At 33.1% G+C, this 25,998-nt stretch carries 28 protein-coding genes; 8 read left to right on the forward strand and 20 right to left on the reverse strand.

The genetic code is table 11. The features are described 5' to 3' along the window. The first annotated feature begins 16 nt into the window (after positions 1-16). Both GB234_RS02915 and GB234_RS02920 read left to right on the forward strand, forming a co-directional pair. Positions 17-1,837, forward strand: a complete 1,821-nt coding sequence (locus GB234_RS02915) for a GNAT family N-acyltransferase (protein ID WP_151893019.1) — start codon at positions 17-19, stop codon at positions 1,835-1,837. A gap of 11 nt (positions 1,838-1,848) precedes the next feature. Then, positions 1,849-2,604, forward strand: coding sequence for a DUF5995 family protein (locus GB234_RS02920; protein WP_151893020.1), 756 nt, complete (start codon positions 1,849-1,851; stop codon positions 2,602-2,604). A gap of 33 nt (positions 2,605-2,637) precedes the next feature. Here GB234_RS02920 and GB234_RS02925 read toward each other — a convergent pair whose 3' ends face one another. The 4 genes from GB234_RS02925 to GB234_RS02940 all read right to left on the reverse strand — a co-directional run bounded on the left by GB234_RS02925 (position 2,638) and on the right by GB234_RS02940 (position 4,891). Next, positions 2,638-3,009: a DUF1304 domain-containing protein gene (locus tag GB234_RS02925; protein ID WP_151893021.1), complete on the reverse strand. Its 372-nt coding sequence runs from the start codon at positions 3,007-3,009 to the stop codon at positions 2,638-2,640. 3 nt (positions 3,010-3,012) lie between these two features. After that, positions 3,013-3,336, reverse strand: a complete 324-nt coding sequence (locus tag GB234_RS02930; protein ID WP_151893022.1) for an ArsR/SmtB family transcription factor — start codon at positions 3,334-3,336, stop codon at positions 3,013-3,015. A gap of 116 nt (positions 3,337-3,452) precedes the next feature. Continuing rightward, entirely contained in the window at positions 3,453-3,836 is a 384-nt protein-coding gene (locus tag GB234_RS02935) for a VOC family protein (protein ID WP_151893023.1), read from the reverse strand. A 116-nt stretch (positions 3,837-3,952) separates the two neighbouring features. Continuing rightward, positions 3,953-4,891 carry a 2-hydroxyacid dehydrogenase gene (locus GB234_RS02940; RefSeq protein WP_151893024.1) on the reverse strand — a complete coding sequence of 313 codons (939 nt, stop codon included), beginning with the start codon at positions 4,889-4,891 and terminating at the stop codon, positions 3,953-3,955. Between the two features lie 182 nt (positions 4,892-5,073). Here GB234_RS02940 and GB234_RS02945 point away from each other — a divergent pair, with 182 nt between their 5' ends. Then, positions 5,074-5,817 carry a hypothetical protein gene (locus GB234_RS02945; protein ID WP_151893025.1) on the forward strand — a complete coding sequence of 248 codons (744 nt, stop codon included), beginning with the start codon at positions 5,074-5,076 and terminating at the stop codon, positions 5,815-5,817. Positions 5,818-6,204: 387 nt separating this feature from the next. Here GB234_RS02945 and GB234_RS02950 read toward each other — a convergent pair whose 3' ends face one another. The 8 genes from GB234_RS02950 to GB234_RS02985 all read right to left on the reverse strand — a co-directional run bounded on the left by GB234_RS02950 (position 6,205) and on the right by GB234_RS02985 (position 13,412). Then, positions 6,205-6,600: a cupin domain-containing protein gene (locus tag GB234_RS02950; protein WP_151893026.1), complete on the reverse strand. Its 396-nt coding sequence runs from the start codon at positions 6,598-6,600 to the stop codon at positions 6,205-6,207. An 11-nt stretch (positions 6,601-6,611) separates the two neighbouring features. Then, positions 6,612-7,019, reverse strand: coding sequence for an acyl-CoA thioesterase (locus GB234_RS02955; protein ID WP_235906041.1), 408 nt, complete (start codon positions 7,017-7,019; stop codon positions 6,612-6,614). Positions 7,020-7,068: 49 nt separating this feature from the next. Further along, positions 7,069-8,418: a magnesium transporter gene (gene mgtE, locus GB234_RS02960; protein ID WP_151893027.1), complete on the reverse strand. Its 1,350-nt coding sequence runs from the start codon at positions 8,416-8,418 to the stop codon at positions 7,069-7,071. Next, complete coding sequence (gene rsmA, locus GB234_RS02965; RefSeq protein ID WP_151893028.1) at positions 8,396-9,217, reverse strand: 16S rRNA (adenine(1518)-N(6)/adenine(1519)-N(6))-dimethyltransferase RsmA; 822 nt, start codon at positions 9,215-9,217, stop codon at positions 8,396-8,398. Before rsmA ends, mgtE begins: the two co-directional genes overlap by 23 nt. A 31-nt stretch (positions 9,218-9,248) precedes the next feature. Further along, positions 9,249-9,557: a DUF4286 family protein gene (locus GB234_RS02970; protein WP_151893029.1), complete on the reverse strand. Its 309-nt coding sequence runs from the start codon at positions 9,555-9,557 to the stop codon at positions 9,249-9,251. A gap of 68 nt (positions 9,558-9,625) precedes the next feature. Further along, positions 9,626-11,410, reverse strand: coding sequence for a tetratricopeptide repeat protein (locus GB234_RS02975; RefSeq protein ID WP_151893030.1), 1,785 nt, complete (start codon positions 11,408-11,410; stop codon positions 9,626-9,628). Positions 11,411-11,506: 96 nt separating this feature from the next. Then, positions 11,507-12,778 (reverse strand): serine--tRNA ligase, encoded by a 1,272-nt coding sequence (gene serS / locus GB234_RS02980; protein WP_151893031.1) that lies wholly within the window; start codon positions 12,776-12,778, stop codon positions 11,507-11,509. Between the two features lie 280 nt (positions 12,779-13,058). Next, entirely contained in the window at positions 13,059-13,412 is a 354-nt protein-coding gene (locus GB234_RS02985; RefSeq protein ID WP_151893032.1) for a DUF1622 domain-containing protein, read from the reverse strand. 580 nt (positions 13,413-13,992) lie between these two features. On the opposite strand from GB234_RS02985, the gene GB234_RS02990 reads away from it, so the two are divergent. From GB234_RS02990 to GB234_RS03010, 5 genes are read left to right on the forward strand one after another with little or no spacing between them, the layout of a single operon-like run. After that, on the forward strand, positions 13,993-14,496 hold the full coding sequence (locus GB234_RS02990) for a GbsR/MarR family transcriptional regulator (protein ID WP_151893033.1): 504 nt from the start codon (positions 13,993-13,995) through the stop codon (positions 14,494-14,496). Between the two features lie 14 nt (positions 14,497-14,510). Continuing rightward, entirely contained in the window at positions 14,511-15,644 is a 1,134-nt protein-coding gene (locus GB234_RS02995) for an efflux RND transporter periplasmic adaptor subunit (protein ID WP_151893034.1), read from the forward strand. Between the two features lie 20 nt (positions 15,645-15,664). Further along, positions 15,665-18,802, forward strand: a complete 3,138-nt coding sequence (locus GB234_RS03000; RefSeq protein ID WP_151893035.1) for an efflux RND transporter permease subunit — start codon at positions 15,665-15,667, stop codon at positions 18,800-18,802. A 5-nt stretch (positions 18,803-18,807) separates the two neighbouring features. After that, on the forward strand, positions 18,808-20,226 hold the full coding sequence (locus GB234_RS03005; RefSeq protein WP_151893036.1) for an efflux transporter outer membrane subunit: 1,419 nt from the start codon (positions 18,808-18,810) through the stop codon (positions 20,224-20,226). A gap of 6 nt (positions 20,227-20,232) precedes the next feature. Next, positions 20,233-20,826 (forward strand): TetR/AcrR family transcriptional regulator, encoded by a 594-nt coding sequence (locus tag GB234_RS03010; RefSeq protein WP_151893037.1) that lies wholly within the window; start codon positions 20,233-20,235, stop codon positions 20,824-20,826. A 136-nt stretch (positions 20,827-20,962) separates the two neighbouring features. On the opposite strand, the gene GB234_RS03015 is transcribed toward GB234_RS03010, so the two are convergent. The 8 genes from GB234_RS03015 to GB234_RS03050 all read right to left on the reverse strand — a co-directional run bounded on the left by GB234_RS03015 (position 20,963) and on the right by GB234_RS03050 (position 25,959). After that, a complete protein-coding gene (locus GB234_RS03015; RefSeq protein ID WP_151893038.1) occupies positions 20,963-21,652 on the reverse strand; it encodes a haloacid dehalogenase type II in 690 nt (229 codons plus the stop codon). Between the two features lie 98 nt (positions 21,653-21,750). After that, positions 21,751-22,179 carry a DoxX family protein gene (locus GB234_RS03020; RefSeq protein ID WP_151893039.1) on the reverse strand — a complete coding sequence of 143 codons (429 nt, stop codon included), beginning with the start codon at positions 22,177-22,179 and terminating at the stop codon, positions 21,751-21,753. Between the two features lie 11 nt (positions 22,180-22,190). After that, positions 22,191-22,853 carry a peroxiredoxin-like family protein gene (locus GB234_RS03025; RefSeq protein ID WP_151893040.1) on the reverse strand — a complete coding sequence of 221 codons (663 nt, stop codon included), beginning with the start codon at positions 22,851-22,853 and terminating at the stop codon, positions 22,191-22,193. A 29-nt stretch (positions 22,854-22,882) separates the two neighbouring features. After that, a complete protein-coding gene (locus GB234_RS03030) occupies positions 22,883-23,539 on the reverse strand; it encodes a DsbA family oxidoreductase (RefSeq protein ID WP_151893041.1) in 657 nt (218 codons plus the stop codon). A gap of 28 nt (positions 23,540-23,567) precedes the next feature. Next, complete coding sequence (locus GB234_RS03035; RefSeq protein ID WP_151893042.1) at positions 23,568-24,239, reverse strand: hypothetical protein; 672 nt, start codon at positions 24,237-24,239, stop codon at positions 23,568-23,570. Positions 24,240-24,242: 3 nt separating this feature from the next. Further along, positions 24,243-24,557 carry an EthD family reductase gene (locus GB234_RS03040; RefSeq protein WP_151893043.1) on the reverse strand — a complete coding sequence of 105 codons (315 nt, stop codon included), beginning with the start codon at positions 24,555-24,557 and terminating at the stop codon, positions 24,243-24,245. Between the two features lie 24 nt (positions 24,558-24,581). Continuing rightward, a complete protein-coding gene (locus tag GB234_RS03045) occupies positions 24,582-25,310 on the reverse strand; it encodes an SDR family oxidoreductase (RefSeq protein ID WP_151893044.1) in 729 nt (242 codons plus the stop codon). A 97-nt stretch (positions 25,311-25,407) separates the two neighbouring features. Then, a complete protein-coding gene (locus GB234_RS03050) occupies positions 25,408-25,959 on the reverse strand; it encodes a carboxymuconolactone decarboxylase family protein (RefSeq protein WP_151893045.1) in 552 nt (183 codons plus the stop codon). Positions 25,960-25,998: the final 39 nt, after the last annotated feature.

The raw sequence follows: 25,998 nt of genomic DNA on the forward strand, positions 1-25,998 counted from the left end.
CATACCAACCAAGCCTATGAGTCTCGTCACCGCCAAAGAATTTGCAACAGCTATTAAAGTCGATAAACTCGGCTTTTTTGGCACGGGGATTAGTGTGGCTTTGATGAAAATATTACGCATATCAGAAATTAATAAACGCTACGATAGAACAAAACACTTAGAGGGTCTTGATTTTATGAATAAAATCCTCGATGAGATGGAAGTGGTGTTTGAACTTCCTGAAGAAGATTTAAGAAGAATTCCAAAAAAAGGAGCTTTTATTACAATATCTAATCATCCACTAGGGGGAATTGACGGAATTATCTTATTAAAAATATTGCTGGAATATCGCCCAGACTTTAAGGTTATAGCAAACTTTTTATTGCACCGTATTGTACCTTTAAAACCATATGTGATGCCAGTAAATCCTTTCGAAAATCATAAGGATGCGAAGTCAAGTTTGCAAGGTATAAAAAGTGCATTAACTCATTTACAATCAGAGCAACCCTTAGGCATATTTCCAGCGGGTGAGGTATCAACAAAGCGAGATGAGAATAATAAAATTGTAGATAAAGAATGGGAGCTAGGTGCCATTAAAATTATTAAAAAAGCACAGGTACCAGTACTTCCCATATACTTTCATGCTAGGAATAGTAAGGCTTTTTATAGATTATCTTCTATTAGCGATTCGCTTAGAACAGCAAAATTACCTAGTGAGTTATTATCACAAGGAGACCGAGTAATTAAAGTGCGTATTGGACACTCTATTTCGGTGGCAGATCAACAGGAACATGAAACGTTAGAGAGTTTTTCTGAATTTCTTCGGAAAAAAACATATGTGCTTTCAAATCCATTTCAGAAGAAAAAATTATTAGATACTATTCCTAAAAATTTAAAAATACCAAAGGCGCCAAAAAAGATTGCAGGTGAGATTTCTACAAAAGCATTAGAAATTGAAGTTGATGCACTTAGAGAGGATGATAAGAGGCTTTTACACAGCAAAAATTATGAGGTATTCTTAGCTTCGGCAGAGAAAATGCCAAATATTTTGCAGCAAATAGGACGTTTACGGGAAATTACATTTAGAGAAATTGGCGAAGGAACTAACAATGCAATTGATCTGGATAGGTTTGACGCTTATTATCACCACATGTTTTTATGGGATAACGAAGCAAAAAAAATTGCGGGTGCTTATAGAATGGGGCTTGGTTCAAAGATTTATGCTAAATATGGAATTGATGGATTTTACCTGCAAGATTTATTTAGGTTTGAGCCAGAATTGCATGAAATGATGAGCAAATCTATTGAAATGGGACGCGCTTTTATTATAAAAGAATACCAGCAAAAACCAATGCCATTATTTTTATTGTGGAAAGGAATTGTACATACAACGCTTCGTTTCCCAGAACACCGTTTTTTAATTGGTGGTGTAAGTATCAGCAATAAATTTTCCGAATTTTCAAAATCATTAATGATTGAATTTATGAAATCCAATTATTATGACCCATGGGTAGCGCAGTACATCAATCCAAAAAAAGAATATAAAGTAAAACTTAAAGATGCTGATAAAGATTTCATTTTTGATGAAAGTGAAGCAGATTTAAACAAATTTGATAAAATTATTGACGAAGTAGAGCCCGGCAGTTTAAGAATGCCCGTGCTTATCAAAAAGTATATTAAACAAAACGCAAAAGTTGTAGCTTTTAATGTTGATCCGCTTTTTAATAATGCTATTGATGGGTTGATGTACATTCGTATTGCAGACCTTCCCGAAAGTACTGTAAAACCAGTGATGGAAGAATTTCAAGCTGAGCTTGAAAAGAAATATACAAACGGTCAAAAAACGGAAGACGAATAAAAAAATAAGTTATGCGCTTAGCCAAATCAATTAACGAAGTAATAGAAATTCTTAATGAAATTATTGCTTACGAAGTTGATAAAAATAGTGCCATGGCTTTCTTTCCAGTTCTCTATAAAAAAGTGACTGAGCGCATAAGAGATGGAATTCTTAACAGTGATTTTCAAGATAATCCAAGGATGGAGCGTTTAGATGTTCTTTTTGCAAATAGATATTTAGAAGCTTACTATAACTATAAAGCCGGTAAAAAAATCACAAACAGTTGGTTGCTTACTTTTGAGGCAACAAAAGATGATTCTGTCATCATTTTACAGCATATTTTATTAGGTATCAACGCACATATTAATCTTGACTTAGGCATTGTAGCATCACAAACAGTGGGAAATGGAGTTTCACTAGACCCATTTAGAGAAGACTACGATAAAATCAACGACATATTGAGCACCATGGTTCAAAGCATGCAAACAAGTGTCAATAAAGTGTCGCCATTACTCATTTTACTAGAATGGATAGGAAAGGGAAAGGAAGACAAACTAGCCGCTTTTAGTATAAGTATTGCCCGTGATGGTTCTTGGGTGTTTTCAAATCAATATCACAGTTCATTAGATCAACCTTCCGAAATATTAAAAAGGGATAAAATCATTGCTATTTTAGCAGCAGAGCTTAGCAATGTAAAAAGTAAAGTATTACGATTTGGTATTAAAATTATACGCTTTTTTGAATCTAAAGAAGTAAAAAAAGTAGCCCAAAGCCTTGAAAACGCTTAAATTTTTTTCTTCGGAAATTAGCTGCGAATTAAACTACATTAATTTCATTACAATTAATAAAACCAATGTAACCAACGCAGGCAATGCCTGAACGGATAGAATTTTTTTGCTCACTGTCATTCCTCCGTAAATCCCAGCAATCGCAACACAAGCAAGAAAAAAAACCGAAACATTAAATTTCCAAACAGGGTTTGAAATAAAGAAAGTCCAAATTAACCCCGCAGCTAAAAAGCCATTATAAAGCCCTTGATTGGCAGCCATAGCCTTTGTCTTTGGAAATAAATCTTTAGGAAATCCTCTAAATATTTTAGGGCCTTTTGTGGTCCAAGCAAACATCTCAAAATAAAGAAAATAGAGATGTAAAAAAGCTATAAAACCTATGAGTATACTAGTAATTATTGCCATAATCTAATTGCATTTAGCTTCGGTAGCTTCAAAAAATTCCTGAAATAAGTTTTTGAGTTCGTTCAATTTGTCAACATTAATCCGGTAGTATTGACTTTTACCTTCAAATTTACTCTTAAGCAAACCAGATTTTTTAATCACTTGTAAATGCTGTGATGTCGTGGGTTGTGATAGTCTAATTTTTTCTGAAATATCTTTACATAAACATCCATCACAGTCACCTACATAATTGAGTATCGCAACGCGTGCGGGATTTGAAAGTACCTTAGCATAGTCTGCTAGTTTGTTTGCTTGTAAAGGATGTATGTGTCTTTTTGTAATACCCATATATAAAATAGTTTTCAAAAAAATTAATATAGCAATATTACAATATTAATTTAAAATAGAGAAATTACGGCATGAATTTCAAACACTTAAACCTTTTATTATAAGCAAGTTGGTTTTTATTCAAAAGCAGCGTCAATGGGTTCCCAAAGCTCAATTTTATTGCTGTCATTATCCATTATATATCCAAATTTTCCATACTCAAACTCTTGGATTTCACCAATTACCTCAACCCCTTCTTGCTTTAGTAACTTTAAAAGTTCGACAAGATTTTCAACACGGTAGTTGAACATAAAGTCTTTTTTTGAGGGCTCGTAATACTCTGTGTCATTGCTAAAAGGGCTCCATTGCGTAGAACATTTTTTTCCATTTTCATCTTTCCACCAAAAAGTACATCCCCAATCATCAGTATTAAAACCTAGATGTTTTTTGTACCATTCTTTTGTCTCTTTGGGGTCTGTAGTTTTAAAAAACAAGCCACCTATTCCGGTTACTCTTTTCATATATATTAATTTAAGTTGTTAGCGGGTAGTAATTAGATAATAGTTTTTGTAAAGTTAGTTTTAGACTGGGCTCAACTAGACTTTTAAGTAAATATCTATTTAGGTTTTGCGGATTGTTACACTTTAAAAGTATCAATAATTTTCTCAACGATAGTTTCGGCAAGTTTTATTTTACTTTCGACTGTCCAGCCAGCAATATGTGGACTTAACAATACATTGTCCATGGATAGCAATTCTTTAAATTCGGGTGGCATTTCCGCAGAAAAAAGCTGCTCAAAAGAGAGTTTTTCATATTCTAAAACATCTAATCCTGCACCTAAAACCTTACCCCTTTTCATAGCTTTAACAAGGTCTTTTGTAACAACACTTTTTCCTCTAGCAGTATTGATAAGCCAAAAGGGCTTTTTAAAGCCGTTGATAAAATCTGCATTTACCATTTTGTTCGTTAATGGTGTCCAAGGCGTATGTAAACTCACAACATCTACCATTTCTTGAAACGTTTTTAATGAAACTTGTGTCGCGTTTTTATTCCCTACACTCTCTTTAATGTCATAACAAAATGTAGTGCAATTAAACCCTTTTAGTTTTTTTGCAAACGATTTTCCCATATTTCCGTAGCCTATTAAACCTACAATTTTACCATCAAGCTCAACGCCTCTATTTGCTTCTCTATTCCATTGCCCTGCTTTCACCTCTCTGTCTGCGCGATTGAGATTATTAAATAATGATAGTAACATCCCTAATGCATGCTCGCCCACAGCATTTTTATTGCCCTCTGGAGCTGCAATTAATTTAATGCCTTTTAACTCAGCATACGGCATATCAATACTCTCTAACCCTGCGCCCACGCGTGCGATAAACTTTAAGTTGGTTGCGGCATTTAAAAAAGTTTTATCAATATTAAACCTGCTCCTTATTACAATACCGTCATAGTCCTTTATAATCTGCTCAATCGCTTCTTTTGACGAAGAGTAATCTTCAACGTTTTCAAAACCTGCCGCTGCTAGTTGGTCAATTAGTAATGGGTGGTTATTGTCTAGGTGTAGGATTTTCATGTTTTTGAATTCTGAAATGTGCTTCAAGTTACAAATTAAAGTCTTTTTAAAATAGTGGTGGAGTATTATGGGATTGTTAAATTGTGGGTTGTACAAACAATTAAAGAAACGTGTTGATATCGAGTTTATTTTCCCGTATATAATCTATAAATTGCGTTATATAACGAGTTAGCAATAATTTAATGAAACCCATTAATATCATTTTAATTTTAGCGATAACCTTTCAATCTTGTACTTCAAGCTCTGAAAAAGATAAGCTGATTGGAAATTGGAGTGTGCCAAATGCTCTAAATGAATTTGAGTTTTACAAAGATTCACTAATTGTTAATGAATGGGGAATGAGTTACATAAATAAGTGGAATATTGACCAATCAAAACTCTATCTCAAACCGATTAAAGGACTTGATAGCTTTGCGATTAAAACAAATCAATTTGATTATAGGTTGAGCCATAATCTTGACACTCTTTTTATAAAACGAGAAACTGATAGCGTTTTTGGTCCAGCAATTTTAAGAATTAAAAGTGCATTTGATTATCAACTCAAACGGAATTATCTTACAGTTGATTTACCAAGAAAACAAAATTTAGAAAAAGAGCCCAAATCATCTATTGGATTGAACATCTATGTAGGATATAATAATGGTAAATTAGTCGCAAAATCTGATGATGATAAACATTTAGACTTGACCGACCTCAAATTTTTTGCTTATGAATATATGGCAATGACAGAAGAAGGAATTCAAGATAATTTGCACTATAATTTAATTGCCGATAAAAAAATTACGGCTAAGGAATTAGATTCTGTTCGAAATATTTTAAAACAGACAAATTTTAGTGATATTTTTAGAGTTTATACAAATGACAAAGTTGATTACAATAAAACTGATTGGAAAGATGAATTAGTTTGGTACGGCAGAATGGAGTAAAAACTATTGCTAACAAAGTATAAAAATAATAGGGCAATGAGTGTTTAACCCAATAGTAATGGCACATTTGCAAGGTCGCCAAATTTTTAAATTTGGCTTATTGAACAAAAAAGATAATAAGAAAAATTTAAAAATTCGGCTTGTGTTCATCCGAATGGTTTGCGCTCTTTTTCAGCCCTACTATTCTTATACAAAAACCGTTAGCAATTATAAATACAAAAAAGGTGGGAGCAATTATTATTGTAGTTTTTATAATTATTGTCAGTTTAATTTATGGAAGCAAACGTATATTTTATGGAGAAGTTGAATATGATGCGGCAACTAAATAATTTGAAGCTAAAGTAATAGCTACTAAAACACAATCTTCTGATTTTATAAATTTAACTATTATATCTTGGGATACTCAGTCTGCGTCTTTTCATCTAGCACTTCTCCAGTATGCTTAGTCGCTAGTTTTTCAAAAAGTAGCACGTGTACTTCTTCTTCGCCTATACTTTTAGGGCAATGTTCAACTCCTTTTGGCACCACGATTAGTTCGCCTTCATTCACAATTTCCATCCATTCTTTAAATTCTTCAACGTCGTTTTCTTTACTGCGAAAATGCATCTCTAGCGTTCCTTTTTGAACAAAAAATAACTCGTCTTCATCCTTGTGACTGTGCCATACAAACTCACCTTGTAGCTTTGCTAAAATAACTTGCATGTCATCTACAGTTGCAATTTGGTGTGGATGCCATTGCTTGTTGAATTTTAAAAATTTTTCTTTAACGTTGATAGGTTTCATTGAGCTATGAGTTAAAATAAAGAGCTAATCTCTTCAGTGATTTTTGTGGGGCGTAGTGTTTTGCCATTCAACAAACACCACAACGTTTTTGCCTCAACTAGTATTTTGCCATCGCTGGGTCTGGTGATTTTGTAGTTTCGGTCACATTTAACACCTTCTACATTAGTAACCCATGTTTCAACGATTAATTCATCTCCTTTGAATGCTGAACTTTTATAAGAAATAAAGTGATTTAAAACATACCACACATAATCAGTTTGTATAGTTGGGGTTGTGTTTGCGTCCCAATGAGCTTGAGCAACATCAAGGCACCATTGGAGATACACTAAATTATTGACGTGTTTATTCGCATCAATATGCACTTCGGAAACTTTAATGTTTATAGAGAATATTTCAGGTTGTGACATTTCCGAAGTCATTATAGATTATTTTAATTTTTTGATTTTGATAATTTACACTCGTCTTATTTTAAAATCCAAGAATCAATTTTGCAATATAAAAGAAGAGAAAAATACCAAAGATGTCATTACTTGTGGTAATAAATGGCCCAGTTGCAATTGCAGGATCGATACCTCTCTTGTCTAAAATAATAGGAACAAACGTCCCCACAAGTGCCGCTACAATAATTACTGAAAGCATAGAAACGGCAATAGTGATGCTTACAAGTTGATCTTGTCCTACAAGAAAACCGAACAATATAACGAGCAAACCTAAAGCAGTTCCATTAATTAGCGCAAGCCCAACCTCTTTAAGCAATCTATTAAAAAGACTGCCTTTTACGTTGTCATTTGCAAGTCCTTGTACGATAATGGCACTTGATTGAACACCTACATTTCCTGCCATGGCTGCAATAAGTGGTGTGAAAAAGAAAAGAATGGGGAATGTGCTTAGGGCGTCTTCAAAACCTTGCATAATGTAGACACTGCCTAGTCCTCCAAAAAGGCCTAAAACTAACCAGGGTAAACGTGCTCTAGTAAGTTGCCAAATGCTATCATCTGCCTCAACATCTTGAGAAATACCTGCTGCCATCTGGTAATCTTTATCTGCCTCTTCTTTAATATAATCTACAATATCATCAATGGTAATACGCCCAACGAGTACTCCTGTTTCATCAACAACTGGAATAGCATCGAGGTCATATTTTTGCATGATGCGAGCAACTTCATCATTGTCTGTGTGTACAGTAACGTAATCTACTTTAGGAATGAAAACGTCGCTAATTTTTGTTTTTTCTCCGGCAGTTAATAAATCTTTAAGTGATAACCTTCCTGTAAGTTTTCCTTCTTTGTCGGTTACATAAATGGAATGTACGCGTGTTACATTTTCTGCTTGACGGCGCATTTCACGCACGCATCCTGCGACGGTCCATGTTTCTTTTACTTGCACAAGTTCTTTTGCCATTAAGGCTCCAGCGGTATCCTCATCATAAGCTAAAAGTTCTTGAATATCTGCTGCGTGTTCTTCATCTTTGATTTCATCAATTACTTCTTTTTGAATGTGATCATCAAGTTCTGCAATGATATCTGCCGCGTCATCCGTGTCAAGTTCCTCTAATTCTTCGGCAATTTCTTTTGGTGATAGTCTGCTTAAAATTTTCTCTCTAACATCATCGTCAAGCTCCATAAGGGCTTCACCAGTTAAATCACTTTCTAAAGATTGTATTAAAAAAGTTGCTTCGTCACTATTTAGCTCTTCTATTATTTCGGCAATATCAGCAAAGTGATAGTCTTGCAAGAGTTCATGAAGGGCTTTACCATCTTTGTTATCGATGAGCCTTTCAATAGTATTTAAAAAATCAGTCGTTAGTTGAAACTGCATCTTCTTCCAGTTTTTGAGTAAGTGCTATAAATTGTGCTACCGAGAGTTGTTCGGGTCTTTGTCCAAATATAGTATCTTCTTTTAGTTTATCTGAAATATCAAATGATTTTAAAGAATTTCTTAACGTTTTTCTTCGCTGCTGAAATGCTGTTTTAACAACTCTTCTAAGCATTTGTTCATCACAGCCAAGAGAATAATCAACTTTACGTGTTAATCTAAGAACGCCACTGTCAACTTTAGGCGGTGGGACAAAAACGGTGGGAGGCACTGTAAATAGATATTCAGCATCATAAAATGCTTGCGTTAAAACCGAAAGAATGCCCCGTGCTTTTGTTCCTTCTTTTGCACAAATGCGCTGTGCTACTTCTTTTTGAAACATGCCTGTAAACTCTGGGACTTGTTCTTTTATTTCGAGGGTTTTAAAAACAATTTGTGTTGAAATATTATATGGAAAATTGCCAGTAATGGCAAATTGCTCTTCACCAAAATAATCCTGCAGATCTTCTTTTAAAAAATCTGCTTCAAGAATTTGTAAATTTTCGTTGGGATAGGTGTCAACTAAATGTTGAATAGACTCGCCATCAACATCCATTGCTATAAGGTTAATATTTTGTTCAACTAGATACTTTGTGAGTACACCTGTTCCTGGCCCTATTTCTAGTACATTTTTGTATCCTTTATGTGTAAGTGTATTTGCAATATCTAATGCTACGCTTTCATCTTTTAAAAAATGTTGTCCAAGATGTTTTTTTGCACTTACGCCCGTTGCTTGGTCTTTAATGTATCTTTTTTTAGCCATGAGATTAAAATTTCCGCGAAAGCGAAATTATTTATTGTTCGCAAATTACCTCTAACTCTGTTCTAAAAGCTATAAATTTTCCTTCAAAAGGTTTGCTTTGTGCTCTTAATGTTTCTGCATCTTCAGCGTAGTATTTTTCAAGTGTTGCTTTGCTATCTGTGGTATATTGAACTGAATAGGTAACGCCGCCCATTTCTTCTTCAACTTGTACCTTAGTCATTAATGCCTTGCTAAATTTTCTTGTGTCAAGCATTGCAGGAATATACTCGGTTTTCATCCAATGGAGCCAAGTATCATGGATTTCATTTTCTATGTTAATGGTTACGTTGTAGATATACATATTTGAAAGCCTTAATTTGAATAATTAGTATTAGTAGAAAATTCCTTTTCTCCAGTATTTGATAAATGTTACTCAATTTCATCACCACGCAACATTCTAAAGCGTTTGCGGGCTTCGACAAAATAGATGCTGTCAGCAAAATTAAAGATTATTTGTTCGTAAAACTCTTTTGCTTTTACTTGGTCTTGAAGTTCATTTTCATACAACTTTGCTAAGCGATAATATGCATCATCTGCAAGGATGTCTGTTTTATAAAGCTCTATTAATTTTAAATAGTTAGCTTCGGCCTTTGTAAATTGTTTTGTCTTTTCAAAAAGCTCTCCTTGTTTTAATAATGTTTCGTCTTCAATTTTTTCACCTTTATGGTTGGTTAAAATATCATCAAGTTGTGTAATAGCTTCCTTGTTTTTATTTTGAAGCGCTAATAAATCTGCTCTTGCAAATTTCTTTAATGCTGTTTGTAAAGAGTCTTCTAATGAGTTGTCATGAATCATTAAAGCAAGCTGCAGCGCATCATTAGCAATGAGTTGTGAGGCAGATTTTCTAAGGACATCTACTTGCGCTTTTGCCCATACAAAATCCCCTTTATAATAGCTAGTACGAGCTACTTTATAGCGTGCTTCTTGTGCTAATACATCACTCTCCACCATCTTTTGTATTTGAGAATAATATATCAATGCGCGGTTAAATTTTTCATCAAATACTAAAATATCTGCTAGCTCCATTTTTACTCTTGCTTCTTGATATTTGCTCAATTGTTCATCAGCAAGTGCTTTTAAGTTAGTGATTGCTTTGTCTACTTTTTTTGTATCAAAGGCTAAAAAGTGATTGTAATCAATCTGGAGTTGATAGGTGTTTTTACCAGCACCGTATTCAGAAATTAAGGCTTCAAATTGTTCTTCTAATTGTGGATAGTCTTTTTCTTCACTAGTTTTTAGCTTTACTTTCATTAAATATTGATAAGCTTGTAGTTTTGAAGAAGGGGTAGCGGCATTTTCAATTATAAAATTGATTACATCAATAGCATTTTCATAATTTTCCTCAGCAATTGTAATAAGCGCTAAGTCTGTCATACCCCCAAGGTCAACTTCTTCCGTTCGTTTATAAATCGCTTTCTCTTGGGCAAATGCTTTTTTAAAATCTTTTTGCTGTATAAATAACCAGCTTAGTAATTCATTATACAAAAGATCTGGTGACTCTTGCGATTTTTTAAGCAAGGTTTTTCTAAGAATTACATTAGCTTCATTTTCTGGGTCTTCAGTAACATATAGACTAAAATTACGCTGTGCAATACTTTTATAGGTAGGCCTACTTTGCATTAAATCAATATAGCGGCTAAACATGAGCTCTAACTTTCCTTGCTCACCATACAAGCGTGCAAGTTGAATGTTAAAATCTAACTCAGGATTAATTTGCATTCCTTTTTCATAAGCAATTACGGCTTGGTCGAGAAGACTGTATTTTTCAAAATACTTAGCAACTATTGAGGAGTAATTAGGCTTTTCATCAATAGCATCAATTGCTTTTTTATAGTTGTCAAATGCGAGTGTGTCTCTATTTTGTAAAGCGAAATTATACCCTAAATCTACATAAAACTGCGGTTGAGTACGTCTTGAGTCTATTTTTTCCTCGAGTAGTTTTTGAGCTGCTTCAAAGTTTTCTAATTGTTGATAGGATTCAATAAGTGCAGATAGGTAATCTCTCTTATAGGGAGACTCTTTATATAGTTTTTCATAAATAGAAATTGCTTTTTCATAATCCCCTTTATCAAAATAATTTTTAGCTAAAAGCTCACTCTGAGCAAAGGAGGCTGCTCCAATTAAAAAAAAGAATACGATGAAAATATTGCGCATAGGTAAATATAATGAAATTCAAATTTCAGAATAGGAAATTATGAATTTGTTCCCTATTATTAGTTCAAATATTGCGCCAGATTAGATTGTGTAACGTTAAGAAATCATGTCAAAACCACAATATGGCACAAGTACTTTAGGGATTTTAATTCCCTCAGGTGTTTGATAGTTTTCTAAAATTCCAGCAAGTACTCTTGGTAATGCTAATGAACTTCCATTTAAAGTGTGCGCAAGTCTATTGTTCCCATCACTATCTTTAAAACGAAGTTTTAATCTATTTGCTTGAAACGCTTCAAAATTAGAAACAGAGCTAATTTCTAACCATCTATCTTGTGCAGTAGAGAATACCTCAAAATCGTATGTTAACGCGGCAGTAAAACCTAAGTCTCCACCACATAAGCGTAAAATTCTAAAAGGCAGCTCAAGCTCTCTTAAAATTTCGACTACATGGTCAACCATACCATCTAGAGCCTTATAGCTATTGTCTGGATGTTCAATGCGTACAATTTCGACTTTGTCAAACTGGTGCAATCTGTTTAATCCTCTTACATGTGCACCATAACTACCTGCTTCTCTTCGGAAACAAGGTGTATAACCTGTACACGTTATTGGTAGATCACTTTCATTAACTAAGTCACCCCTAAACATATTTGTCACAGGAACTTCTGCCGTAGGTATTAAATATAAATCATCAACTCCTACGTGATACATTTGACCTTCTTTATCTGGCAATTGTCCCGTACCAAAACCTGAAGCTTCATTCACTAAATGCGGTACTTGATACTCTGTATATCCAGCACTTGTATTTTTATCTAAAAAATATGCGATAAGTGCACGTTGTAGTCTTGCGCCTTTTCCTTTGTACACAGGGAAACCAGCGCCCGTAATTTTTACACCCAATTCAAAATCAATAAGATCATATTTTTTAGCTAATTCCCAGTGTGGCATTGCCCCGTCAGCAAGCACTGGAATATCACCTTCGCGAAATGTTTCTTTGTTATCATTTTCATCAGTTCCAGCAGGAACTAGCGTATTAGGAATGTTAGGAATGGTATATAATAACTTTTGCAGCTCTTCTGCGGTGTTATTTAAATCATCGCTTAATGTTTTTGAAGCTTCCTTTAAAACAGTAGTCTTTTCTTTTAAAACGTTTGCTTCTGCCGCTCTACCAGACTTAAAAAGGTTTCCTATTTCTTTTGACAAGGTGTTTGATTCTGCGAGTGTTTCATCTAATTGTGCTTGAGTGGTACGTCTTTGCTCATCTGCTTTTATAACAGCATTTAGCACTTCGTTAGCATCAATCCCTCTTTTTTTAAGAGCTGTAATGTATGCCTCTTTGTTCTCACGAATCTCTTGTACTTGTAACATGGTGTCTTAGTTTTTTGAAGCTGTAAAGTTACATAGTATCTAGTGATTACAAAACAAAAAAAGGATTGGTTATAGGTATGAGTAAAGGCAGCTTCGCTACAAGATGTATGAAGGAAATTATAAAAATAAATAGCTATCCTATAATTTATCCATAGCGGTTGGATAGCATAGCAATTACAACAATCAACAGTATTAATATAATTATGATGGATTGTGTTTCTCTCTGGCGTTCTTTTTTTGATTTCTTGTTTAGCATTTTGTTTGTGTTTAAAAACAAGATTTATAATTTCTTTGTACTATTTTTTTTCCACGGGAACTCTCCTTCTAGTTCAACTTGAAGTGAAAGACTTAGAAATGTTCTAATTAGAACAATCAATCCTAAAATAGAAACTGACCTAAGTGTAGGTTCTGTAACAACGGTTGCCATAATATCTGCTGCGATTAATACCTCTAAACCTAAAAGAATTGCCTTACCTACACCTTGTCGCAGTTCAATATAACTAACAGCTTTATCACTTTTAATTAAAAAAAGAAACTTTAATATCGAAAATAATGAACCTAAGAAAATAATTAAAACACCTATTCCTTCTGTGATTTTGGCTATGTAATCAATGAATATTTCAATGTGCTCCATATGAAATTTAAATATAATTCAATAAAAGTAAATTTTTTCTAATTGTAGGAATGAATTATCTATTAATATGTAAAATATTTTGATAGAAAATTAGTGATTAACTCATTTTTGAGCTGAGAAGTTACAACTTATTTACATTATGTTTTTTTGCATTTTAAAATGAATGATATAAATGTTACAAGTCAATCAAAGTTTTTTAGTAACCTGCTTTATTTATTTCCTAATACAAGTCAAATTTTTTCCTGAAATTTTACTTTCATTAATCAAATAGTTTTTGTTCTTAATTTAATCATTATTAATAGGTTAAGCTTTAAAAAAGAGTGTTCTTATGATTATTAATTTTTTTCGCTACTTCGTAATAATTTGTTTTATCAATAAGTTCAATTTTTTAATATTTCCGAAGAAGTACAACTTACTTTTTGGAATTGGGGGCTTTTATTAAAGTTTCAAAGAGCACATTAAACATTTAACATTTTTTAACTTCGATTAGTTCGGTTTGTTCCGAACCCATATGTATATTTGCATAGGTTTTTTGGTTAAATAATATTATTTAGCAATTAACAGTATTAAAATACAAAGCATGGAGAATAAAATTTGTAAACAAAAAATGGGTTTAGTTGAAAAACTAGGGGTTCATATTGAAAAGAGAGAACAGTTAGCGCCTGTGGCTGCTCGCATATTATCATATATTATATTAACAGGTAAAAAAGGCAGCACATTTGAAGATATGGTAACTATTCTTTGTGCCAGTAAAAGCACTATATCAACGCATCTTAATCATCTACAGGATTTAAATAAAATTGAGTATTTCACAAAAACAGGAGACCGAAAAAAATACTTTGTTATAAATAAAGGCATGATTGTTCACCATATTGATAGTGTTATAAATGAGTGGAAAGCGGTACGTGAGTTACACTTGGAGATAAAAAAATATAAAGAAGATATGAATATTAAAAACAAAGAAAATGGAGTAGAAGATTTTGATTTAAATTTTCATAATGATTACATCAAATTTTTAGATGAAGCAACTACTTCTATTGAAGAATTAAGAATAAAAATTGTTGACAGTCAATTTAAAATATAATAAAAAAATAACCAATGAAACACATTAAATTATATTCGATAATAGCTCTAAGTTTATTTTTAGCTTTAATGAGTTGTGGCAATAAGCAAGAAGATGTGGCAGCTTCGCAACAAGCTCCTCCAGCACCTTTTCCTGTAACACAATTGGAAAAAAAGACGGTAACGGGATATCAGGAATACCCGACAAATCTAGAAGGAATTGTGAACAGTGCTGTGAGAGCAAAAACATCGGGGTATATTCAAAAAGTACTCGTTGACGAAGGTCAAAAAGTACGTAAAGGACAAGTTTTGTTTAAATTAGAAACACAATCTTTAAATCAAGATGCTGGCGCTGCTAAAGCACGTGTTAATGTAGCGCAAGTAGAGATTGATAAGTTAACACCTCTTGTAGAAAAAAATATTATTAGTGCCGTTCAATTAGAAACCGCTAAAGCTAATTTGGCTCAAGCAAAAGCAAATTATAGTAGTGTTTCTGCAAATATTGGGTATGCAACTATTACAAGTCCTGTAAATGGCTTTGTAGGTACTATTAAATACAGAGAAGGTTCTTTAGTAAGTCCAAATGATTCTAATCCTTTGACAACTGTAAGTGATATTAGTGAAGTTTATGCATTTTTTAGTTTAAATGAATCACAATATTTAGATTTTTTGCAGAATGCAGATGGTAAAGATTTAGAGGAAAAGTTAGCCAATTTCTCAGATGTAAATTTAGTTTTGGCAAATGGTAGTTCTTATACTGAAAAAGGAAAAATTCAAACTAGTTCTGGACAAATTAATCAAAATACGGGTACTGTAAGTTTAAGAGCTGTTTTTAAAAACCCAAACCAATTATTAACTAATGGAAATAGCGGTAAAATACAAATTCCTACAGTCTATGAAAATGCTGTTGTAATTCCTCAAGAAGCAACATTTGAACAACAAGGAAATATTATGTTGTACAAGCTAGGCGAAGATAATAAAGTTACAACTGTCATCATTAAAGTTAAGGCAGCAATAGATAACTTATATGTTGTGGCGTCTGGAGTGGATGAAAAAGATACAATTATAGTATCTGGAGTTGGTAAATTAAGAGATGGGATGGCAATTACTCCCCAAGAAACCTCCTTTGATGAAGCTGTTAAACCAATAGCGACATTGTTTAAAAACTAATCACTAGAAAAACATAGCCCATGTTAAAAACATTTATTGAAAGACCAGTTCTTTCAACAGTAATCTCTATAATCATAGTTATACTAGGAGTTATAAGTATAACTAGCTTACCAATAGAGGAATACCCAGATATTGCGCCACCAACAATTAAAGTGGTAGCATCCTATCCAGGAGCCAATGCAGAAACAGTACTAGAGAGTGTAATTGTACCTATTGAAGAACAAATTAACGGTGTAGAAGGGATGACTTACATTACCTCCACAGCATCTAATAACGGTACTGCAGAAATTACAGTTTATTTTGATCAAGAAATGGATGCAGATATTGCAGCTGTTAATGTTCAAAACCGCGTATCGAGAGCGAACTCTTTGTTGCCTCAGGAGGTACTTCAAACAGGTGTAACAACACAAAAGCAAGAAACTAGTGCTTTGATGTTTATTTCCATGTACTCTGAAAGTAAAGATTATGATGCTACTTTTATTCAGAATTACTTAAAAATAAATGTTATTCCCGCAATACAACGTATAAGTGGTGTGGGAGATGTGAGTGTATTTTCTCAACAAGATTATGCAATGCGTATTTGGTTAAAGCCAGAAAAATTAGCTGCTTATGGTTTAATTCCTTCAGATATTACAGCGGCTTTACAAGAACAAAATTTAGAAGCGGCAGCAGGGTCTTTAGGTGAAAATAATGGAGAGGCTTTCTCTTATACATTGACTTATAGCGGGCGATTTAAAGAAGAAAAACAGTATGCAGATATTGTAATTAAAGCATTAGGTAATGGTGAATTTCTTCGTTTAAATGATGTTGCTACTATAGAATTAGATGCACAATCTTATGCATCAAATGCTATGAGTAAAGGTAATCCTGCTGTATTTATGGGTATTTTTCAAACTAAGGGATCTAATGCTCAAGAAATTATTGAAAATATTAAGGTGACTTTGGAGTCTGTCAAAAAAGATCTCCCTAAAGGACTTGATGTTTTTGTTCCATATGATACAAGTTTATTTTTAAATGCATCTATAGAAAAAGTAGTTAGCACTCTATTAGAAGCTTTTATTTTAGTGTTTTTAGTGGTGTTCCTTTTCTTACAGGACTTTAGGTCTACACTAATCCCAGCTATTGCTGTTCCAGTTTCAATTATAGGAACTTTCTTTTTCTTAAATGTCTTTGGTTATTCAATTAACCTTTTAACACTATTTGCATTAGTACTTGCCATAGGTATTGTGGTAGATGATGCGATTGTAGTGGTGGAGGCTGTTCACGCAAAATTAGATGAAGGTGAAAAGAATCCAAAAAATGCTACACTAACAGCAATGAACGAAATTTCTGGTGCTATTATATCCATTACTTTAGTTATGGCAGCTGTATTTATTCCAGTAACGTTCATTTCTGGACCCACGGGTGTATTTTATGAACAATTTGGCGTCACTTTAATTATTGCCATTCTTATTTCCGCAGTAAACGCATTAACATTAAGTCCTGCCTTATGTGCTCTTTTGTTAAAACCACATAAAGAAGATGAAGAACTAAAAGGGAAAAGCCCACTTAAACGTTTTTATAAACTTTTTAACCGTGGTTTTAATGCAACAATAGAACGTTATGGAAAATCACTTCAGTTTTTGTACAAGAGAAAATGGGTATCTGGTTTACTTCTTGTTTTAGCAATTGTGGGTATTTTCTGGGCTTCAAATACAACACCTACAGGATTTGTACCCAATGAGGATAGAGGAATTATTTTTGCAAATATAGAGTTGCCAGCAGGGGCTTCTTTAGATAGAACTGACGCGGTTTCAAGAGATTTATATGATAAAATAACTGGTATTGATGGTATTGTAGCTGTAAACTTTATTAAAGGAAGAAGCCTAATTAGCGGAGCAGGAAGTAATTATGGATTCGGAATAATAAAGTTAGCAGATTGGGGTGACCGTGAAGATAAATCACTTTCTGTACAAGCTATTACAGGTAAGTTATTTGGAGTTGTTTCTACAATGCCTGAAGCAAATATTATTTTCTTCTCACCACCTAGTATTAGAGGTTTTGGTAATTCTGCTGGTTTTGAAGTTAATTTGCTAGATAAATTTGGAGGAGAGTTTACAGAATTAGATAAAGTGAATAAAGAGTTTTCTATGGCTTTAATGAGCCATCCAGAAATTAAATACGCGCAGTCTTCTTTTAATACAAACTATCCTCAATATGAAATGAATATTAATGTGCCTCTAGCAAAAGAAAAGGGAGTGCCTATTAACAGTATTTTCTCAACACTGCAAGGGTATGTAGGAGGTGTTTATGCATCAGATTTTTCAAAATATGGAAAGCAGTTTAGAGTCTACATACAATCTTTACCAGATGACAGAGCAGATGTAGGTGCTTTAAACAGTATGTATGTGAGAACAGATTCTGGTGAGATGACACCTATTACACAGTTTGTAAAACTAGAGAGAGTTTATGGGCCACAGTCTGTAACACGCTTTAACTTATTTAACTCAACAACTATTACAGGAGCTACAAATGACGGCTATAGTACAGGAGATGCCATTAGAGTTATTGAAGAAGAGGTTGCAAAACTACCAAGTAATTATACCATTGCGTATTCTGGATTAACAAGAGAAGAGGTAAGTGCAGGAAACCAAACAGCTTTTATTTTTGGCTTAAGTATATTGTTTGTTTACTTTTTGTTAAGTGCACAGTATGAGAGTTATCTATTACCATTTGCAGTTGTTTTGTCACTTCCGTTTGGTGTATTTGGAGCCTACATAAGTACAAAGTTTTTAGGATTAGAAAATAACATCTATTTCCAGATTGCTTTAATCATGCTTATTGGTCTGCTTGCTAAAAATGCCATACTAATTGTGGAGTTTGCACTTCAAAGAAGAAAGAATGGCGAGTCTATAGTAGACGCCGCAATTCACGGAGCAAAGTCCCGTTTACGCCCTATCTTAATGACCTCATTTGCTTTTATTTTAGGATTAATGCCTTTAGTGTTAGCAAAGGGAGTGGGGTCTGAGGGTAATAATTCCATAGGTACCGGTGCCGTAGGAGGAATGCTTATAGGAACCATTTTAGGGGTATTTGTAATTCCTATTCTATTTATATTATTTCAATGGTTACAAGAAAAAGTTTCTAGTAAGCCAGCAATACAAACTATTGAAGATTAAGAACAATGAAATCAATTATAAAACTTAGAAATTTAAGTAAAGGAGCTCTATTATTAATTGTTGCGCTCACATTACAAAGTTGTTTTGTAGCTCAAGATTATACCAGGCCAGAATTACCTGTAACTGAAGCACTTTATAGAACAGATAATTTACCAACAGATAGTCTTTCAATGGCAGAGATATCTTGGAAAACATTATTTACAGATAAATTTCTTCAACAATATATTGAGGAAGGTTTGCAAAATAATATGGATGTTCGTATTGCAATACAACAAATGATAGCTGCAGAAGCATATGCAAAGCAAGGAAAAGCTGGTTATTTACCTACATTAAACGTTGGTCCAAATTGGACACACCAAGAGCTATCTGAGAACAGTCAGTTTGGTTCATTTTTGAGCAACACATCAACAGACCAGTTTGATATTACTGCAAATTTATCTTGGGAAGCAGATATTTGGGGAAAAATACGTAGTAACAAGAGAGCAACCCAAGCAGCATATTTGCAAAGTGTCGCAGCACATCAAGCAGTGAAAACCCAGCTTATCTCTAGTATCGCTAATACATATTATAATTTGATAGCTTTAGACGCTCAACTAGAAGTAACTAATCAAACTATAGCAACTAGAGATAGTAGTGTTACAACTATTAAGGCTTTAAAAGAAGCAGGACAAGTAACGCAAGTTGCAGTAGATCAAAATATTGCGCAATATAATAATGCTCAAGCTTTACAGGTAGATATTAAAACAGCTATTTTCAAAACAGAAAATACGTTAAGTATTTTGTTAGGTAAAGCACCTCAGAATTTTGAAAGGAGTAGTTTAGAAATTCAAAAAATTGAGCAGGATATTGTATTAGGAGTTCCAGCAACACTCTTAAGTAATAGACCAGATGTTATGGCCGCAGAATATAGTTTGATAGAATCTTTTGAGCTTACTAACGTAGCAAAAAGTAATTTTTACCCATCTTTAACTTTAACAGCCTCAGGAGGGTTCCAAAGCTTAGAACTTGATAAACTACTAAATGCAAATTCTTTATTTGCTACAATTATTGGAGGTTTAACGCAACCACTTTTAAATCAGCGAAAACTTAAAACACAAAAAGAAGTTGCCATTGCTCAACAAGAGCAATCGCTACTTCAGTTTAAAAAAACATTATTAATTGCAGGAACCGAAGTTTCTAATGCGCTATTTTCTTATGAATCTGAAACTAAAAAATTTGGGTTTAGAAAAAATGAAGTTGAGGCGCTACGTACTGCCGAAGCAAACTCTGAAGAGTTACTTAAAAACGGATATGCAAATTACTTAGATTTACTTACAGCAAGACAAAGCGCTCTTAGTGCAGAGTTAAACACAATAGATAGTAAACTACAGCAATTAGTATCTATAGTTGATTTATACGAAGCACTAGGTGGTGGTTTAAGATAAAAAAAAATGATTACTAAAGCCGAATTATTAAAATGTTCTATCGCAAAATTTACTCAACTAGGAAGTAAACATGTGACATTAAATGATTTGGCAAGATCACTCGGGATATCTAAAAAAACAATTTATACATTTTTTAAAAACAAAGAAGACTTAGTTACCTCTAGTCTAGAAAGTTTGTTGAATGAATATAGAGAAGATATAAATAGAATTGTTACCAATAATGAAAAAGACCCTATTTTAAGTGTTATTTTGATATACGAAAGAGGGTTTGAATATTTAAAACATTTCAAGCCCTCTTTTCTCTTTGGATTAGAAAAGTATTACCCAAAAGCTAATACGTTATTTGACGATTTTGTTGAAGAATTAGCAAACAAAACAATCCTCAATTTATTAAATAAGGCAAAAGATAATGGAAATATCAACAATGAAGTTAATCTAGAATTAATGATAAAAATTTATTTTTTCAGATTTGATAATCTTGTTTTTAAAAAGAATAACCTATTTCAATCATATTCTAAAAAAGAGCTATTCAAGCATTTAGTGATCTATAATCTAAAAGGAATAATTAATGATACGTACTCTAATTCTTATTTTGAATAAATAAAGAAGCCTTACTTCGGAAATATATAACAATTAAAATTTTTGAGCATAAAAAGCTCATAGATAAATTAAGCATAGCCCCTAATATATTTTTTTGAAAACTATCTTTAGTAAAAGAAATTTAAACCAGGAATTGTTATTTATAAGTGACTAATAAATCTGTTACTTTTTGTAAGTCAGATTCAATAATTTCTGTTTTAGGAGCTAATGGAAATAATTGTTTTCCCGGTCTGCTAATAAATGCTGCTCTCCAGCCGGCCCAAACTGCCCCTGCAACATCCCAACCATGCGCCGCAATCAACATACATTCCTCCGGTTTCACCCCCATTTTACGAGCTGCAAAAGCATAAGTATCTGTGAAAGGTTTAAATTTACCTATCTCTTCAATACTTAGTCTTTCATCAAAATAAGCAGTTAAACCTGCGTTTTCAAATTGTTTTTTCACTCCTTCATTTGATGAATTCGTAAAGGATACTAATTTATAACCATCTTTTTTTAGTTGTGCCAGTGCTTCTTTAACTTCTGGATGTGCCGGCAATCTTCTTAGTGAATTTATAACAGTGTTACGAGCTTCCTCTTCAGATATAACTATATCGTTATTCGCTGCTACCATTTGTAACGCTGCAGCGCCTATAATCCCGAAATGTTCGTATTGTCCGCTAGCTGTTGTCACTAAAGAATATTGAAGCATGGTGGTAAACCATAAGGGCAATAAATCTTCTCTGCCATTTAAAGCTTTGGCAACAACTTCTTTCATATCTGTTAAGTCTAACAGCGTTTCATTAACGTCAAAAAATAAGACTTTTGGTCGTGTGTTATTTGTCATAAACTCTATGTTTTTTTCTGAATTTGCTAATACTAAATTAGGGATTAATAGCCCCGTTGTCCCTACTAATCCTACATTTTTTTATAAAAATCCTCCTATTATTTTTCATAATTAATGGTAGATTTTTTATATAAAAATACATTTAATACAGTTAAGATAATATACACTATGGGCATTACAGGAGGTTTGGATTCCAATGGTAAAATTTCGGCTGGTACAGCTGGATGTAAGTGAGTATAGATGGCAACAATCATCATAACAATGATTGCTATATTACTTATGTAAAAAACTCTCCCTCTTACTTTCTTAGTTAAGCCAGCTTCTTTAAACGCTAAAAACAACAGTGCTAAACCAACCCCTACTTCGCCAAACTTCACTACATACTGCATGACTTCAGGAAAAGGAAATCCTATATAATCAAGATGTTTATAAATAAAGGTTTTAAAAGGCTCTCTAAATTTAGCCAAGCCAGGGATAAGTATTATAAAACCTAAAATCCCGGTTAGTATTTTTACTGATTTTTTCATTTAAAAAAACGTTATTTCAATTGTTTTAAAGCGGATAATATTTCCGATGGTTCTGCACGTTGTGTATAATCCGCGTCTAGAAAAGCATAGGTAATTATTCCGTTGGTATCTATAACATACGTTGCAGCTAAAGGCAATTCATTACTTGTGTCTCCATTGACTTTGTTTAGTCCAAAACCAGTATTGTAAATACTAGCAACATCATCGGTTAAGGTGTAAACTACACCATATTTTTTACCAATTAGGTTTCCAACATCACTTAAAACCGTATATTCTAAACTATGCTTTTCTGATGTACTTAACGAGTTATCTGGCAATTCTGGAGTCAAAGCCAAAAGCGTAGCGCCTTCTTGCTTAAATTCTGGTAATTTTTCTTGTAAAGCGTGCAAAGTAATATTGCAATATGGACACCAACCACCTCTGTACCACGTTAAAACTACTGGTCCGTTTTTTAATTCGTTGTATAAACTAACCGATTCGTTTAAAGCATTTTTTAGAGTGAAATTAGGTGTTTTGTCACCAACTTTTAAGGCCGAATCTAAAACTCCAGAGTTTTGTACACTAGAAATTCCATCTGCATATATTTTTTTCTTTTCGTCAGTAAATTTAGATGCGCTTGCTTGACGAACTTCGTTTAGTTGAGTATCTAATTCACCTTTTTTATTTGAACTCATATCTTTCTTTTCTTTTGAAAATTATAAAATTAAACTGCTTGTTGTTCAGCAATTAATTCCGTCAATACTTGTTTAAAAGTATCTACTGGCTGTGCACCTGTAATGGCACTCTTACGGTTAAAAACAATAGTTGGTACCGAGTTTACACCCATGTTTTTCCAATAGTTTTGTTTGTTTCTTACTTCCAATCGTGCTTCATCGCTATCTAATTTTGCTAACGCTTCATCTGCATTTAAACCAACTTCTAAAAGGGCTTCTTTTAAAATATCTTTTTTAGACACATCTTTTCTATCGCTAAAAAAGGCTTTAGTTAAAGTCATTTTTAATTCGGTTTGCTTTCCGAAGTCTTTAGCATATTCTAATAAAACATGAGCATCAAAAGTGTTTGCCATTCGCATCTCATCAAAATAATCGAATTTAAAACCTAGTTCTTCACCAGCATCAGTCATCATTTGTTGTGATTGTTTTTGCTGCTCTAATGTAGAACCATATTTTTCTGTAATATGTTCCGTTACGTTTTGACCTTCGGCTGGCATATTTGGGTTTAATTCAAACGGTTGCCATTCTATTTCAATTTTATCTGCTACACCTAATTCTTGTATTGCTTTTTCCAAACGTTTGTAACCAATGGTACACCAAGGACACACAACATCTGAAACGATATCTATTTTTAATTTATCTGACATAATTTTCTTTTTTAATATAGTTATATATTTATTTACTAATTACAGTGCTGTTTAAAAAGATGCTTTCTTTTTTTTCGTCTTCCGTTATTTCATCTGTTGAAACAACATTTAAAACCATAGAATTTACAATTCTGCTTTTGCTTAAATCTTTATTTAGAATTACTGCTTTATGAAACAATCCTAAAGTTTCTAAATTGGATTTAGGATTACTATTGTTTATAATTACAATGGAGTAGTGAGTATTATCATAAGACTTTATTTTTGAAGTGAAGGGCTTTAATAGGGCATCGTCTTCTTTAAAAATAGGAGTAAACCTATTAAAGTAATCTTCTTGCGTATTGTAAGCTTTATTAGCATATTTATGATAATCTGCTAGCTGTAATTCACTTTCTATGTCGCTTGGTTCGTAACCTAATAGTAAAATTGATTGATCTGCAGCATTGTCTACATGAAAAGGCGTGTTTACTTGCTGATCAAAGCGAACAAGCCAATGATAGCTTAGTTTTTTGTTGAATTTTGAAACATTGAGTGCTGATAATTCTTTCTTTAAATCTATCATAATAGATCTAAATTGATATGGAGTAAGTTGTTTTTTATCGAAAACAAGATGCATAAAACCAGGAGCTTCGGTAGTTGTTCTAAATACTTTTTTAAAACATTGCTTGGCTAGTGGTTTTATGTTAATCTCTTGTGTTTTCATTTTTTAAAACGTTACAACGTTACTAATTTGAAGCTCAGCTTGAACATTAGTATAGTTTTTTGTGTCTGCAGCAAAAGTTTCTGCATGAGGTCCAAAAGATTCTTGGAAAGTCTCAATACTATCAAACTTTAAATGCGCAATAGCTACATAAGGAGCAGGCTCACCAGGAACTCTGCTAGCTATACCTAAGTTTAATTCTAAATCTTTTAAAGTGTTACCAACTAATTTGGATACCATTGGTAAGTGCGTGTTTTTGTAATAGTCTGCATCAAACTGTACATCTTTACTGTTTGGATACATTACTGATACTTTTATCATTTTTTTATTTTTGTTGTGTTTGTTTTAAGAATCGCCTAAAACAACATTTTCTGAAAATCCTTTATATGCTTCTTCTATTTGTTTAGCCATTTCGTCTGGAAATAAATGAAAATCTCCTGCTTTTAATGCACTAACAATACCTTCTGAAACAGTTTCTTTTGTAGATGTTTCTTCAAACCCGGCTTTCTCTGCCATTTTTGTATCTATAGGACCAGGGTGTACACTAAGTACACGAACTCCTTTTTTATCGAAATATGCTCTTAATCCTTGAGTTAATGAATACGAAGCTGCTTTTGAAGCAGAATAAGTAGACAGATTAGGAAAATTTTTAACAGAAGCTACAGAGTTTAATTGCACTAATGCACCTTTATTATTCTCTAAAGTATTGGCAAATGAATTAGCAATACGCAATAAACCTAAAGTATTAACATTAAACTGAAATTGCATATCGTCTTCAACACCTTCGCCAAGCGTTTCTTGAGGCGAACCAACGCCTGCATTATTTACTAAAATTTCTACATCTGTAGTTTGCTTTGCTAAATCTTGAATAGATTTTGTGTTAGATACATCTGCTTTTAACGTGACTACTTTATCACCATATTTTTCTTCTAATTCTTTTGTAGAATCTGTATCACGTACAGCTAAATATACTTTTTTTGCACCATGATTTAAAAAGGATTCTACTATAGATTTACCAATTCCTCTATTTGCTCCTGTTACTAATGCAATTTTGTTTTCTACTGAAATACTCATAGTTCTATTTTTTTATGGTTGATAATTTAATGATTAGTAAGCCTTCCGTTTTATTTGGAAGGCTTATAACTACTATTTAGTAATAAGGGATTCTTACTTATTTTTTTGACCAAGCAAACTTCTCAAATGCAGCATCAACTGGTGTATTTGCTATGTGATTTGTGTAGTTACTTATTGTTTTTTGAGATAACCCTAAAATGATATCTAAAACATGTTTTTCTTCATATCCCGCTGCGTAAAAAGCATCTAAATCTTCTTGCGATACGTTACCACGGTTTCTTACTATAGATAAAGTCATAGTGCGTAAAGCTTCTAGTTTTTCATTTTCCAGAGAGGTTTCATCACGTAATGCTTCGGTAATCTCATCATCAACTTTCATCATTTTTGCAATACCTGTATGTGCAGGAACACAATAATGACATGCATGTTCTACGTTGATAGCCTGCCATACCACAGTCAACTCTTCTTCGTTAAAAGATGATTGCGTAAATAACTCATGTAACGTTTGGTATGCTTCTAAAATTTGAGGAGATCCTGCTAAAACTCCGTGTAAACCAGGAATCATTCCGTAGGCTTTTTGAGAGTTTTCTAATAATGCTTTGCTTCCTTCTGGAGCAGTCTCGATGTCGTGAATTTTTAAAGTTGTCATAATTTTTCTTTTTTATTATTATGTTAATATTTTCTAAAC

Origin of the sequence: Patiriisocius marinistellae (assembly GCF_009014635.1) — a bacterium.
GTDB classification, from domain to species: Bacteria; Bacteroidota; Bacteroidia; order Flavobacteriales; family Flavobacteriaceae; genus Patiriisocius; species Patiriisocius marinistellae.